The sequence below is a fragment of the Phenylobacterium sp. genome, assembly GCF_030680185.1.
GTDB lineage: Bacteria > Pseudomonadota > Alphaproteobacteria > Caulobacterales > Caulobacteraceae > Phenylobacterium.
Map to the genome: position 1 here is coordinate 192654 of NZ_JAUXVZ010000030.1, position 14479 is coordinate 207132.

At 68.4% G+C, this 14479-nt stretch carries 10 protein-coding genes and 1 pseudogene; 7 read left to right on the forward strand and 4 right to left on the reverse strand.

The window, feature by feature from the left end; all coding sequences use genetic code 11:
* The first annotated feature begins 60 nt into the window (after positions 1-60).
* Both Q8L83_RS06795 and pdeM read left to right on the forward strand, forming a co-directional pair.
* Positions 61-2538: a ligase-associated DNA damage response DEXH box helicase gene (locus Q8L83_RS06795; RefSeq protein ID WP_305285565.1), complete on the forward strand. Its 2478-nt coding sequence runs from the start codon at positions 61-63 to the stop codon at positions 2536-2538.
* Positions 2535-3272 carry a ligase-associated DNA damage response endonuclease PdeM gene (gene pdeM / locus Q8L83_RS06800; protein ID WP_305285566.1) on the forward strand — a complete coding sequence of 246 codons (738 nt, stop codon included), beginning with the start codon at positions 2535-2537 and terminating at the stop codon, positions 3270-3272. The genes Q8L83_RS06795 and pdeM overlap by 4 nt, the downstream gene beginning before the upstream one ends.
* Before the next feature lie 10 nt (positions 3273-3282).
* Here pdeM and Q8L83_RS06805 read toward each other — a convergent pair whose 3' ends face one another.
* The 3 genes from Q8L83_RS06805 to Q8L83_RS06815 form a co-directional block, all read right to left on the reverse strand.
* On the reverse strand, positions 3283-4065 hold the full coding sequence (locus tag Q8L83_RS06805; protein ID WP_305285567.1) for a TIGR02186 family protein: 783 nt from the start codon (positions 4063-4065) through the stop codon (positions 3283-3285).
* Complete coding sequence (locus Q8L83_RS06810; RefSeq protein WP_305285568.1) at positions 4065-4985, reverse strand: sulfite exporter TauE/SafE family protein; 921 nt, start codon at positions 4983-4985, stop codon at positions 4065-4067. The genes Q8L83_RS06805 and Q8L83_RS06810 overlap by 1 nt, the downstream gene beginning before the upstream one ends.
* Before the next feature lie 66 nt (positions 4986-5051).
* Positions 5052-8003 (reverse strand): peptidoglycan-binding protein, encoded by a 2952-nt coding sequence (locus Q8L83_RS06815; RefSeq protein ID WP_305285569.1) that lies wholly within the window; start codon positions 8001-8003, stop codon positions 5052-5054.
* A 322-nt stretch (positions 8004-8325) separates the two neighbouring features.
* Here Q8L83_RS06815 and Q8L83_RS06820 point away from each other — a divergent pair, with 322 nt between their 5' ends.
* Complete coding sequence (locus Q8L83_RS06820; protein WP_305285570.1) at positions 8326-8538, forward strand: hypothetical protein; 213 nt, start codon at positions 8326-8328, stop codon at positions 8536-8538.
* Here Q8L83_RS06820 and Q8L83_RS06825 read toward each other — a convergent pair.
* Positions 8535-10214 (reverse strand): GNAT family N-acetyltransferase, encoded by a 1680-nt coding sequence (locus tag Q8L83_RS06825; protein WP_305285571.1) that lies wholly within the window; start codon positions 10212-10214, stop codon positions 8535-8537. The two genes, Q8L83_RS06820 and Q8L83_RS06825, sit on opposite strands and share 4 nt — an antisense overlap.
* Before the next feature lie 161 nt (positions 10215-10375).
* On the opposite strand from Q8L83_RS06825, the gene Q8L83_RS06830 reads away from it, so the two are divergent.
* The 4 genes and pseudogenes from Q8L83_RS06830 to Q8L83_RS06845 form a co-directional block, all read left to right on the forward strand.
* Positions 10376-11599: an acyl-CoA dehydrogenase family protein gene (locus tag Q8L83_RS06830; RefSeq protein WP_305285573.1), complete on the forward strand. Its 1224-nt coding sequence runs from the start codon at positions 10376-10378 to the stop codon at positions 11597-11599.
* A gap of 76 nt (positions 11600-11675) precedes the next feature.
* Positions 11676-12884 (forward strand): acyl-CoA dehydrogenase family protein, encoded by a 1209-nt coding sequence (locus Q8L83_RS06835; protein WP_305285574.1) that lies wholly within the window; start codon positions 11676-11678, stop codon positions 12882-12884.
* A gap of 76 nt (positions 12885-12960) precedes the next feature.
* Complete coding sequence (locus tag Q8L83_RS06840; protein ID WP_305285575.1) at positions 12961-14172, forward strand: acyl-CoA dehydrogenase family protein; 1212 nt, start codon at positions 12961-12963, stop codon at positions 14170-14172.
* Positions 14173-14271: 99 nt separating this feature from the next.
* Positions 14272-14479: pseudogene (locus Q8L83_RS06845) on the forward strand (acyl-CoA dehydrogenase family protein); the annotation flags it as partial.

A 14479-nucleotide genomic window follows, 5' to 3' on the forward strand; every position in this document is an offset into this window, starting at 1 on the left:
TCGCGACTCCTAGCGGGATTTGCCGTGAAACGGAACGGGAACATGTTATGAGACAGGTCTATGGCTGAAGACGCCGCCCTCCCCGCAGACCTGTTGCCGGCCGCCTTTGCCGACTGGTTCGCCACGCGCGGCTGGGCGCCGCGGGCCCATCAGCTGGAGATGGTGGCCCGCGCCCGGGCGGGTCGTGACGCTCTGCTGATCGCGCCGACCGGCGGGGGCAAGACGCTCGCCGGCTTCCTGCCCAGCCTGATCGAACTTTCGCAGCGACCGCCGGCCAATACGCCGCGGGGGATCCACACCCTCTATATCTCGCCGCTGAAGGCCCTGGCCGTGGATGTGGAGCGCAATCTGGCCACGCCGATCCGCGAGATGGGCCTCTCCATCGTGGCGGAATCCCGCACCGGCGATACGGGCGCGGCCCGGCGCCAGCGCCAGCGGGTGAAGCCGCCGGACATCCTGCTGACCACGCCCGAGCAGCTGGCCCTGTTCTGCGCCTGGGAAGGAGCGCGGGCCTATTTCGAGGATCTGTCCTGCATCATCCTGGACGAGATCCACACCCTGCATTCCACGAAGCGCGGCGACCTACTGGCTCTGGACATCGCTCGGCTGCAGACCTTCAGCCCCAGGCTGCGCCGGGTCGGCCTGTCGGCGACGGTGGACGATCCCGACGTCATCCGCCGGTGGATGGGCTTTCATGCCGGCGAGGGCGATGGCGCGCCGCCGGCGGTCGATCTGGTGCTTGGCCCGGCCGGCACGCCGCCCATCGTCGATGTGCTGCTGTCGGAAGGCCGCGTGCCCTGGGCCGGCCACACCGCCCAGCACGCAATGGCCGAGGTCTATGAGGTCATCAAGAAGGCCAGGACGGCGCTGGTTTTCGTCAACACCCGCTTCCAGGCCGAGTTCGCCTTCCAGGAGCTGTGGCGGCTGAACGAGGACGCCCTGCCCATCGCCCTGCACCACGGCTCGCTGGCCGCCGAGCAGCGGCGCCGCGTGGAGGCGGCCATGGCGCGGGGGGAGCTGCGCGCCGTGGTCTGCACCTCGACGCTCGACCTCGGCATCGATTGGGGCGACGTGGACCTCGTCATCCAGCTCGCCTCGCCCAAGGGCGCCTCACGTATGGTGCAGCGGATCGGCCGGGCCAATCACCGGATGGACGAGGCCAGTCGCGCCCTGTTCGTGCCGGCCAACCGCTTCGAGATGCTGGAATGCCAGGCCGCCCGGGAGGCCATCGCCGAGAACCGCTTCGACGGCGATCCGCCGAGGGTGGGCGCTTTGGACATCCTGGCGCAGCACGTCATGGGCTGCGCCTGCTCCGAACCGTTCGATGCGCTCGCCCTCTATGACGAGATCCGCACCTCAGGACCCTATCGGGCGCTGGCCTGGGAGGACTTCGAGCAGGTGGTCGATTTCGTCTCCACCGGCGGCTATGCGCTTAGGGCCTATGACCGGTTCCGGCGGATCGTGAAGGGTCAGGACGGACTGTGGCGAGCGCGCAACGCCGACACCATCCTGCGCCATCGCCTGAATGTCGGGGCCATTCTCTCGCCGGCCGTGCTCAGCGTCCGCCTGGCTGGCCGGGGCGGACGCGCCGGCCGCAAGATCGGCGAGGTGGAGGAAGGCTATCTGGAGGCCCTGGAGCCAGGCGACACCTTCATCTTCGCCGGTCAGGTCTGGCGGCTAATGGGCGTGAGCGCCCTCGATGTGCTGGTGACCCCGGCCCCGGCCAGCGATCCCAAGCTGCCCTCCTGGGGCGGGTCGAAGTTTGCGCTGTCCACCTTTCTGGCCAAGCGGGTGCGCGAGCTGATGTTCGACCAGAGCCACTGGGCGGTGCTGCCGGCCGATGTGCGCGAATGGCTGGAGCTGCAGCGGGACCGCTCGCTGATCCCGGCCGAGGACGAGATGCTGGTGGAGACCTTCCCACGGGGGAAGCGCCACTTCATGGTTTGCTATCCCTTTGAAGGCCGGCTGGCCCACACCACGCTGGCCATGCTGATGACCAGGCGGCTGGAGCGGATGGGCGCCGCGCCGCTGGGCTTTGTCTGCAACGACTATGCGCTGGCCGTCTGGTCGCTCAATCCCATGGACGGGGTCGATCTCGACGCCCTGTTCGCCCAGGACATGCTCGGCGACGATCTCGAGGACTGGCTGGCCGAGAGCTACATGATGAAGCGGTCGTTCAAGGGCTGCGCCATCCTGGCTGGCCTGATCGAGCGACGCTTTCCCGGGGCCGAGAAGTCCGGGCGGCAGGTCACCTTCTCGGCCGACCTCGTCTATGACGTCCTGCGCCGGCACGAGCCCGATCACCTGTTGTTGCGCTGCGCCCGGGAGGAGGCGGCCACGGGCCTTATCGACGTGGCCCGCGTGGGCCATATGCTGGCCCGTATCCAGGGCAAGATTCGCCACGCCGTCCTCGACCACCTCTCGCCCTTTTCGGTCCCCATGCTGCTGGAGATCGGCAAGGAGCGCGTACCAGGGGCGGCCGGCGAGATGATCCTGGCCGAAGCCGCCGAAGACCTGATCGCCGAAGCCAGTTCATGACCGCCCTCGCCCGCCAAACCGCCCCTGCCCCCTACGCCTTCGCCCAGAGCCCCTGCGGCGGGCTGGAGATGGAGATCATGGGCGCGGCCCTGCGCATGCGCGCGTCCGGCGCCCTGCTCGACCTTGCGCACCAGGCCCTGATCGTCGCCGACCTGCACTTCGAGAAGGGCTCGGCCTACGGGATGCGTGGCCAGTTCCTGCCCCCCTATGACACCCGCGACACCCTTGATCGCCTGGAGGCCGAGGTGGCGGCGCTTGAGCCGCGGGTGGTGATCTTCCTGGGCGACAGCTTCCACGACGGCCGAGCCGAGGATCGCCTGTCGCCCGATGACGCCGCAAGACTGGTGGCGTTGGCTCAGGGCCGCACCCTGATCTGGCTGGTGGGCAATCACGACGCCGACGGTCCCCGCCGCCTGCCCGGCCAGGTGGTCGACACCATGACCCTGGGCGGCCTCGTCCTGCGGCACGAGCCGGAAGCCGGCGATCAGCCCGGCGAGCTGTCGGGGCATCTGCATCCCTGCGCCCGCGTCAGTTCGGGCCGGGGCACGGTGCGCCGCCGCTGCTTCGCCACCGACGGGACGCGAATGATCCTGCCGGCCTTTGGCGCCTATGCCGGAGGGCTGAACCTGAAGGACGCGGCCTTTTCCGGCCTGTTCAGCCGCCCGCCCCTGGCCGGCGCCCTGGGGCGCGACCGGGTCCATGCGGTGGGCTGGCGCTCCCTGACCGGCGATTGACCAGCCTGGGCTACCGCCTGCGGAAGACCACCGAGGCCAGCCAGCCCGACAGCAGGGCGATAAGCACCGAGACGACGCCGTACATCCACGGCCGCTCATTGGCGAACAGGAAGAGCCAGCGCTCCAACCCCGCCTTCTCCACGGTGATGGTCCGGGCGCGACGGGAGACCGGCTCGCCGTCCTGGAAGAGGATGATCTCGGTCTGGTACTCGCCGATGGGCGCCGAGGTGGGCAGGTCGATCTCGGCGCGGAACAGGCCGCGATCGACGAAGCGGACCCCCTCATGATCGGTGGCGTAGAGATTGGCGCTTTCCTTCAGGCGGATGACCGCCCGTCGCCACTCGAGGTAGTCGCCGCCCAACCGGCTGACCACCACGTCGCGGACCCCATAGCTGGTCTCGATCCGCTCTTCTTCCGGGGCGTTCATCGGCAGGTGGTCGATGCCGGCGCCCAGGCGGCGCAGGGTCGAGAAGCTGGCGATCTCGGTCAGCGGGCGCGATGACGCGGCCATGTAGAAGCCCGGCGCGCCTTCGAAGACTACGGGCCTGGAATTGATCCACAGGCCGGCCACCCGCACCTTGCGCGCGATGCGGATCGGCTGGTCTGGCCCGCGCACGATGACCACCACGTCCGACGGGCGGGTCTCGGGATCGAACACCGCCCCATAAAGGACGATCTGGGCGCCGGAAAAGGCCGAGGTGACCCGCACATTGGCGTCGGTTAGGGCCGCCGACACCGAGGGCCCAGGCTCGGGCACGAAGATGTCCGGGGGCGGAATGGCGGGCGTGACCATTACTTGCCGCTCCCCACCAGAATGAAGGGATCTTCGGGCGTGATGAACAGGCCCAGCCCCATCTGCAAGCCCATGATCAGCACGATCAGGCCCAGCAGGGCGCGGAGTTCCTCGGCGCGGAACCGGGACGAGGCCCGCGCGCCGAACTGGGCGCCCAGCACGCCGCCGAGCAGCAGCAGGGTGGCCAGAACGATATCCACTGACTGGTTGCGCCCGGCCTGCAGGACGCTGGCGAGCGAGGTGGTGATGATGATCTGGAACAGGCTGGTGCCGACGACCACGCCGGCCGGCATGCGCAGGATATAGACCATGGCCGGCACCAGGATGAAGCCGCCGCCGACCCCCATGATGGCTGAGAGAATGCCGACGAACACCCCCAGGACCACTGGCGGAATGATGCTGATATAGAGCCTGGAGCGGGGGAAGCGGACCTTGAACGGCAGGCCATAGAGCCAGATCGGCCGGCGGTCTCGCCGCTTGGTCGACACCTGGCCGCGACGCTGACGCAGGACCGAACCCAGGGACTCCACCAGCATCAATCCGCCGATGAGGCCCAGAAAGATCAGGTACGAGAGCGAAACGACGAGCTCGGCCTGGCCGAGCAGCCGCAGCCACCGGAACACCTCCACCCCCAACAGGGCGCCGACGGCGCCGCCGCCGGCCATGACCCCGCCCATGCGGAAGTCCACCTGGCGCTTGCGGCTGTACGAGATGACGCTGGAGGCCGAAGAGGCCGCCACGTGGTTGGCCTCGCTGGCCACGGCGACCACCGGGGGAATGCCCATCCACAACAGGATCGGCGTCATCAGGAAGCCGCCGCCGATGCCGAACAGGCCGGAGATGAATCCCACCACCGCCCCGAGCAGCACGAGAATCCCGGCGTTCACCGAGACCTCTGCTATGGGCAGGTAGATATCCACGCCTTTAGCGCCTCACATAAGAACGACGGCGCAGTGCGCCCGGCAGGTCGGGCCGATGCGGGCGGCTCAACGCGTGAAGACGGAAAGCTTCGAAACCGTCGTCGTGTCGAGGACGCCCGTGGCGGCCATGCCTTGATCGCGCTGGTAGGCCGCCACCGCAAGACGCAAGGCTGGCGAAGCCGCGCCATCCATGGGCCCTTGATAGTAGCCGAGGCGCGAAAGCGCCCTCTGCGCCGTTTGAACAGACGCCGGCGTGGCGCCCGTGGGCGCCGCGGCGCTGGCCGTGGCGGCGGGCGCCGTGGGCTTGAAGGCGCTGGCCGAGCGCTCCGCGACGGCCTGGGCGGCCGGCGACAGGGAATCCTTGATGCGTTCAGCGCTGGCGGCGGCGTCGTTGTCGCCCGCCTGGCCGGCGATCAGGAACCACTTATAGGCCTCGGCGGCGTTCTGGCTGACGCCGAAGCCCTCTTCGTAGAGGCGCCCGAGATTGTACTGGCTGTCCACCAGGCCGAGATCGGCGGCGCGACGGAACCACTGGGCCGCGGTGGTGGAGTTCTTGGGGCCGCCCTGGCCTTCGAAATAGTAGAGGGCGAGATTGTGCATGGCCTTGCGGTCGCCGCCCTGCGCGGCGCGCTCGGTCCAGCGGCGGGCCTCGGTCATATCCTTGGCCAGCCCCTCGCCGCCCTGCTCATAGAGCTTGGCCAGATAGAATTGGGCCGGCGCATAGCCGAGATTGGCCACACGCTTCAGGTCGTCCAGACCGCCCTCGGCGCCGGATTCCACATTGCCGACCGCCTCGGCATAGAGGGCGGGCAGATCCTCGCGGGTCTGGGCCGCCGCGCCTTCGGGATCGGTGAGGACCTCTGGCGCCAGGGCCGACGCCGCCCGGGGCGCGCCCGTCTCGGCCAGTTCGGTCTGCAGGCCATCGTCCCGAGCGGCCGAGACCGCATTGGCCACCCGCGTGGGCAGATCGCCAGAAGGGTCTGAGCCGATCAGCATCATGCCGCCGGCCGCCATACCCAGGAAGGCCGCGCCGCCGGAGATCAGCAGGGCCGTCTGCAGGGTGGAGCCCGCGCGCTTCTTGGGGCGCACCGAGAAGGCGCTGAACATCGAGCCGCCCGCCTTGGGCTCGTCGGATGGCTTGATCTTGCCCTTCTTACGCCCCTTGGCCTCGGCTGCGGGCGCAGCGCGGGCCGCAGCGCGAGCCTGGGCGATCACTTCGCGCGTCGAGAGGGTCTGCCCCTCGCCAGGGCGCGGTCGGGCGGCAGGCTCCGGCTCGACGAACTCCGCCTCGTCCTCGAAGCCGAAATCAGCGTCGTCGAGCGCCGTGGCCTCGTGTGGTTCGGCCTCGAAGCTCTGGGCGATACTGCGGCGAGAGACGGGCGGCTCATGCTCGGGCGCGAAGGGATCGGCCGGCGCCTCGACGGCGATCACCGGCGGCGGCGCCGCGCGGGCTGGCGCAGGGGCCGGGGGATCAAAGCCATCGGCGGCTTCGAAGTCTTCAGCCGCCAGCGGCGGCCGCTCGGTCTCGGCGGAATAGGCGCCAGGGAAGCTCTCGGCAGACGCCGCGAAGGCCTGACGGGCGAAGGGCTCGGCCTCGTCCTCAGGCGCAGGATCGGGCTCGGCCGGGCCGAAACCGGCGAAGGGATCAAGATCGAACGGCGAAGCGACGGGCTTGGCCGCCTCGGGGGCGACGGCCACCGGCGGCGGCTCTGCGCTACGCGGCGGCGGAGCTTCGGCCAGACGCCGGTCGATGCGTTCACGGGCCTCTTCCAGCAGGCGGGCGGTGCGCTCTTCGCTCAGGCGAATGCGCTCGGAAAGTTCCTCCGTGGCCCGTTCCTGCCGGTGGCTGATCCGCTCGGTGACGCGGGCCACCTGATCGCCCACATCGTCGATGGCCTGGGCCGATCGGCGTTCCGAGGTGGCGATACGCTCGGCCAGACGCTCGGTGATCTTGCCGATCTCACCGCCCAGACGCTCCAGCGCCTCGGCGTGCAGGGTGTCGGAGCGGCCGAGGCGGGCCTCCATCGCCGTGGCGATCCGCGCGACCTCGCCGCCCACGGTCTGGATCGCCTGAGCGCTCGACTGCTCGGCGCCCTGCACCCGGCGGTTCAGATTGTCGGCCATGCTGAGCACTTCGCGGCCCATGGCCTCGATGGCCTGGGCCGAGCGCTGCTCGGCGGCGCGCACATGCTCGGTCATTTCGCCGAGCCGGCGCTCCATGCGGTCGAAGCGCCCATCGGCCGCGGCGTGCAGCTTCTGGGTCATCTCGACCCGGGCGGCTTCGACCCGTTCGGTCAGACGCGCGGCCATCTCTTCCAGGCGACGGTCGAAGCCCGGCCCCTCGCCGGCCTCCACCGAACCCATGCGCCCATCGAGGTGCGCGAAGGAGGCCCGCAGGCTCTCCAGGGCGTCGGCCGTGCGGGTCTCGGCCTCGCTGAGGCGCTGGGCGACGCGGCCCACCACCTCTTCGATCAGACCAGGGGACTCAGAACCCCCTTGAGCCTCCACCCGCTCCATGCGCGCCTCGATGGCGCCCAGGGCCTCGCGGGTGCGGGTCTCGCCCTCATATAGGTGATTGGCGACCTTGCCGACGGCGCCTTCCAGGGCGCGCAGGGCTTCGGCCGAACGCGGCCCGACGGCCTCGGCCTCCATGCGGCGCAGCCGTTCGGCGACGCGATGCTGCTCGGAGGCGACCTCTTCCACCGCGCCTTCGAACCGGGCGGCCACGGCCACATGCTCGCGCTCGGCGGCCTCGATCCGGGCCAGGGCGGCGCGCACCGAATGTTCGACGCCCGAGACGGCCAGGCCCGTGCGGCTCTCGGAAACTTCCAGGCGCTCGCTGAGACGGTCGAGGGCCAGCGCGATGCGGCCCAGTTCGTCGGCCGGGTGTTCGGCCGCCTCGACCCGGGCGGGCGCATCTTCGGTCCGGCGGAGACTTTCAAAATAGGTGGGGAGCGGACGACGTGAGAGGTCAGCCTCGGAGACGGCGTCTTCCGGACCTTCATCATCAAGAATCATTCGATTGAGCCATTCGCCCAAGGTCATGCCCGACCGCCTGGCCAGGTCCTTTGCGACCTCCCTGGCTTTTGGATCGATGCCCTTGACGCTCCATGGCGCCGCCGCCGTCATTCGAATCGATCTCCTACCCAGGTTCGACGCTAGCCACCGAACCTTGGGGTGTAAACGCAGGGTTAACGCTAGATATAGCGTTGGGGACGATCACCTGTGGACGACCGGCAAAAGTCTGCAACCCCTGACCCGCCAACAGCCTGCGGCAGGGTTAATGCTTCGTTAACGGCCGGATTTGCCCTTGGTCGGCGGCTGCGCTACGGCGTCGCAGATGGAGCTGTCCTTCACCCTCGCCGCCGGCGCCGCCCTGCTGGCCCTGACCCTTTTCGCCGGGTGGAAGGGCGCGCGGCCGCCGGACCTGCGCCGCGGTCCGCGGCTCATTCCCTATCGCTTCGTGATGCTGCTGGGGGCGGCGGGCCTGATCGTCATCCTGGTCCATCTGGTGAACCTGATGGGCGTCTCAACCGGCCCCGACCGGTTCTAGGCCGCAGCGTCGACGGGCTCTCCGGGTCGGGCTTCGGACTTGCGGGGACGCTTGGCCAGACCCGCCATGCCGCCAGAGGACAGCAGGCCCGCATCGGCCAGCAGCAGCGGGATCGCCCACTTGTGCGGCGCGGCCAGATAGCGCGGCTGCCAGAGGGGGTCGTACTTGTCCTTGTACCGCCGCACCCCCTGGAAATTGTAGATCTCCTCCCCCCGCTCGAAGAGCAGCCGGCCAACCCGCGACATGATCGGGGCGAAGGGGCGGTCCTCGAGCCCGGCCAGGGGCGCCATGCCGAACTCGAAGGCCTGGTAGCCCTGCGCCCGGCCCCAGGCGATCAGCTCGATGAACAGATAGTCCATGATGTTCTTCGGCGCGGCGTCCGAATAGCGCATCAGGTCCATCGAGAAGGCCGAGCGTGAGCTGGTGGTCCAGAGGGTGGCGAAGGCGACGATCCGCCCGTACTGCCGCACGATGGCGATGGGGAATTCCGCAACATAGGCCCGGGTGAAGCCCCCCATGGTGAAGCTCTTTTCCCCGCCGGCATGGGCGTCGAGCCACTGGTCCGAGATCACCTGCAGCTCGTCGAGCACCGGGGGCACGTCGGCCGGGGCCAGGACCTCGAAGGTCGCGCCCTCTTCCCCGGCCTTGCGCCAGGCCCGGCGCAGATTGCCCCGCTTGCGCCCCTCGACCGAGAAGGTCTCCAGGGGCACCACGGCCGCCTCGCCGATCTTCTGCAGGGAGAAGCCGAGCTCGACCACCTCGGGCAGATCATCGGCGCCCAGGGCGTAGACGCCCGGCCTCGCGGCATGGGCGTCGGCCATCTCGCGGAAGCGCCAGAACAGCTCCAGCCGCTCGTCCCGGCGGCCGACCGGGGCGCCCAGCGCGATCCAGGAGCGGCCCCGCACCCCGAACATCAGGAACGACTGCCCGCTCTGGGAGAAGATGAACCGCTTGTCGCCCAGCAGGGCCAGATTCGAGCTGGGCTCCACCGCCTGGGCCGAGGCCAGGATGGCGCGGACCTGCTGGAAGTCCTGATCATCCGGCGTGACCACCCGCGGCGTCGCGGCCGAGGCGAACAGTCGCCAGAGCCCGAAGGCGATCAGGGCCAGGGCCGCGCCGACCCAGGCCCGGATCGCGCGCGCGGCGTCGTCCTCGACCATGACGCTGATCCAGCTGCGGTGCCCATAGTCGGCGTTCTGGAAGGACCAGAGGCCGAGCAGGCCCGCCCCGACCACCAGGGCCGCGGCCGAGACCAGCCAGCCTGGGGTGATCTCCATCCGCGACAGCCGCGCCTCGCGCATGAAGGCCGCCCGGAATGGGGCCAGGACCAGCATCAGGGCGGCGAGCCAGGCTGTCTCTTCCCAGACAATGCCCTTCAACAGGGTCAGCGGCAGGGCGACGCCCAGCACCACCATGGTTGCGATCCAGGCCGCGTCGAGCCTGGCGCGCAAGCCAAAGGCCAGAAAGATCAACACCAGGCCCAGCACGCTGGACAGGAAGTGGCTGGCTTCGATCAGGGGCGCCGGCGCAAGCTCGGTGAGCAGCAGGAAGCGATTGGGCACCGACGGCGTGGCCGCCGAAACGACCAGCATGACGCCGGCCGCCAGGGTGAGCACGGCGCCGGTCAGCGGGGCTGCGGACAGGCCGGCGGGCCGCAGTTCGCGCAAGATCCTCATGGGATGGAGCGTCCTGATGGCGAGTTAGAGAGTATATAGACCGGATTCGGCGCCAAGGGGTCCGGCCTCGCGTCAAACAACTGTTCGCAAGGCGGCTTGCCCTGGGGCCGCCCGGCGCTAATGTGGCGCGCAAAATCTGCTTGCAGCATTGGGAGACCGCCATGGCCGACTTCGGCGCCGGAGAGCTCGACACCTTCAGGTCGGATGTCCGCTCGTGGCTGGAGGCCAACTATCCCGCTGAGCTCCGCGATCCGGCCGCCAAGGTCGATCCCGAGGCCATGTGGGGCGGGCGCGCCTTCCAGGACTCCGACGACCTGCAGATCGCCTGGATGCGCAAGATGGGCGAAAAGGGCTGGACCGCGCCCACCTGGCCTGCCGAATACGGCGGCGGCGGCCTCACCCCCGCCCAGGCCCGCGTGCTGGACCAGGAGCTGAACGCCGGCCGCTATCGCACCCCGCTGGCCTCGTTCGGCGTCTGGATGCTGGGCCCGGTGCTGCTGGAATACGCCAATGACGAGCAGAAGCGCGAGCATCTGCCCAAGATCATCAAGGGCGAGATTCGCTGGTGCCAGGGCTATTCCGAGCCGGGCGCGGGCTCCGACCTCGCCTCGCTGCAGACCCGTTGCGAAGACAAGGGCGACCACTGGCTGATCAATGGCCAGAAGATCTGGACCTCCTACGCCGACAAGGCCGACTGGTGCTTCTGCCTGGTGCGCACCGACACCTCGAAGAAGCATGAGGGCGTGTCCTTCGTGCTGATCGACATGCGCTCGCCCGGCGTCGAGACCCGCCCCATCCAGCTGATCTCCGGCGAGAGCCCGTTCTGCGAGACCTTCTTCACCGACGTGAAGATCCCCAAGGGCAACCTGGTGGGCAAGGTCAATGGCGGCTGGGAGATCGCCAAACGCCTCCTGCAGTATGAGCGCCAGAACATCTCCGGCGGCTTTGGCGGCGGCGGCGGGGCTGGCGGCGCCAGCGGCGACCTGGCCCAGGTGGCCAAGGGCTATTGCGGCGTGGACGCTCACGGCGTGCTGGCCGACACAGACCTGCGCACCCGCATCACCCAGAACAAGATGAACATGCAGTGCCTGGGCCTGACCATCGGCCGCACGGCGGCTGAGGCCAAGGCCAGCAATGGCCCCAGCGCCGCGGTCTCGATCATCAAATACGCCGCGGCGACCTTCGCCCAGGAGCGGTCCGAGCTGATGATCGAGGCCATGGGCCACCAGGGCCTCGGCTGGCAGGGCGACGACTACAAGCCCGGTGAAATCCTTGCGACCCGCGGCTGGCTGCGTTCGAAGGGCAATTCCATCGAGGGCGGCACGAGCGAAGTGAACCTGAACGTCATCTCCAAGCGCGTGCTGGGGCTGCCCGACCCCAAATAGGGATCGAGCAGAGCCTGTGGCCGCATTTTCGGCCGTCGGGCGTCCAGACGGGCATTATTTGTAAAGGCGGATTTCCATGGCCGATTTTGGCGGCGATCTCGACACCTTCCGCAGTGAGGCCAAGGCCTGGCTCGAAGCGAACTTTCCCAAGGCCCTGAAGGGCGATGCGGCGGCCCAGACGGCGGCGGCCGGCGGCGGCAAGGAGTCCCCCGAGGCTCGACAGTGGCGCGAAGCCATGGGCGCCAAGGGATGGGGCGTGCCCACCTGGCCGGCCGAGTACGGCGGCGGCGGTCTGTCGCGCCAGCAGGCCCGGGTGCTGGCCGAGGAGATGGCCGCCATCGGCGCGCGCAATCCCATCGGCGGCATGGGCGTCATGATGTTCGGCCCCACCCTGATCGAATACGGGTCCGAGGAGCTCAAGCGCCAGCATCTGCCCGGTATCGTCACTGGCTCTGTCCGCTGGTGCCAGGGCTATTCCGAGCCGGGCTCCGGCTCCGACCTCGCCTCGCTGCAGACCCGCGCCGAGGACAAGGGCGATCACTACCTGGTCAACGGTTCAAAGATCTGGACGTCGGGCGCCAACACCGCCGACTGGTGCTTCTGCCTGGTGCGCACCGACACCAGCAAGAAGCATGAGGGCATCAGCTTCCTGCTGATCGACATGACCTCGCCAGGCGTCGAGGTTCGGCCGATCCTGCTGATCAACGGCACCTCGCCGTTCTGCGAAACCTTCTTCACTGACGTGACCGTCCCGAAGAACCAGCTGTTCGGCCCGCTGAACGGCGGCTGGACCGTCGCCAAGCGGTTGCTGCAATTCGAGCGCGACAACATCTCGGCCGGCCTCGGCGGCGGCTCGATCGGCGCGCCGGTCACGGCCCTGACCGTGAAGCAGGCGGCCAAGGATTATGTCGGCCTGAGCGATGACGGCCGACTGGCCGACAGCGACTTCCGCCGCCGGGTGACCGAGCACCTGATGGAGGTCCAGGCTTTCCAGCAGACCGTGCGCCGCGCCGCCGACGAGGCGAAGGCCGGCAATGGTCCGTCGGCCGCGACCTCGATCATGAAGTACGCCGGCGCCAAGGTGGCGATGGACCGCAACGAACTGATCGTCGAAGCGCTCGGCTCGGCTGGCCTCGGCTGGACTGGCGAGGGCTACGCGGCTCCCGAACTGGCGGCCGTGCGCACATGGCTGCGATCCAAGGGCAACTCGATCGAAGGCGGCACTTCGGAGATCAACCTAAACGTCGTCTCCAAGCGTGTGCTTGGCCTGCCTGACCCCAAGTGATTTTTCACCCCCTCCCGGTGGAGAGGGGGACATGCTACAATATTACTAACATAATGAATAATTAGGGAGATTTTTCATGGCTGATTTTGGCGGCGCAGATTTGGAAGGCTTCCGCACCCAGGCTCGGGAGTGGCTTGAGGCGAATTTCCCCAAGTCCCTGGGCAAGGATGTCGAGGCACAGCAAACGGCTTTGATGAGCCCTGAAAAGCCCGCTGGCGACCTGGCGCTCTGGAAAGAGCGCATGGGCGCCAAGGGGTGGGGCACCCCGACCTGGCCGGCGGCCTATGGCGGCGGCGGTCTTTCCCCCGCCGAAGCCCGCGTCCTGGCCCAGGAAATGGCCGCCGTCGGCGCGGTGAACCCGATCGGCGGCATGGGCGTCGGCATGTTCGGCCCGACCTTGCTGGAGTACGGCACCGAAGAACAAAAGAAGAAGTATATCCCCGACATCGTCACTGGTAAGATCCGGTGGTGCCAAGGTTTCAGCGAGCCGGGCGCGGGTTCCGACTTGGCTTCGCTGTCGACCAAGGCAGAAGACAAGGGCGACTACTGGCTCGTTAACGGCTCGAAGATCTGGACAAGCGGCGGCCAATACGCCGACATGATCTTCTGCCTGGTCCGCACCGACTTCACCAAGAAGCATGAAGGCATCTCTTTTGTTGTCTTCGAGATGCATCAGCCTGGCGTCGAAGTGCGGCCGATCAAGCTGATCGCCGGCAATTCGCCCTTCTGCGAGACCTTCTTCACCGACGTAAAGGTGCCGAAGGAAAACCTGGTCGGCCCGCTGAACGGCGGCTGGACCGTGGCCAAGCGCCTGCTGCAGCATGAGCGCTCGGGCATGAACGGCAGCCGCGGCGCCACCGCCGCCCGCCCTGACGCCCTGGGCGTCGTCGCCAAGAAATATGTGGGCGCCGACGAGCAAGGCCGGCTGGCGGACAGCGACCTGCGCACCCGCATCGTAATGAACGAGATCGACCAGCGCGCCCTGCAGCAGACGGTTCGCCGCGCGGCGCTGGAAGCCAAGGGCAATTCGGGCCCGTCGGCGGCGACCTCGATCATGAAGAACGCCAACATGAAGGTCGCGCAGGACCGCGCCGAGCTGACCCTCGAATTCATGGGCCACCAGGGCCTGGGCTGGGACGGCGCCGAATTCACCGAGGAAGAGCGCACCGCGGTCCGCTCCTGGCTCTCGGGCAAGGCAGGCTCGATCTATGGCGGCTCGAACGAAGTACAGAACAACATCATCTCGAAGCGGATCCTGGGACTCCCAGACCTGACCCAGAGCCACTAGAGTGACGCCAACACTCGGTCGCGCGAGCCAATTAGGCTGCGCGGCCGGGGATGTGCATAACGACTTTCAGACGACCTGATTTTTAAGGAGACGATTTAAATGGCTGATTTTGGCGGCGGCGATCTCGACGCCTTCCGCGCGGAAGCGCGGAGCTGGATCGAGGCGAACTTCCCGCCCGCCCTGAAGGGCAAGGCGAATCCGATGATGCGCGAAGAGCGCAGCAAGCCCAACGCCGACCAGGAAGCCTGGCGCAAGGCGATGGGCGAGAAGGGGTGGGGCGTCCCGACCTGGCCGGCGGCCTATGGCG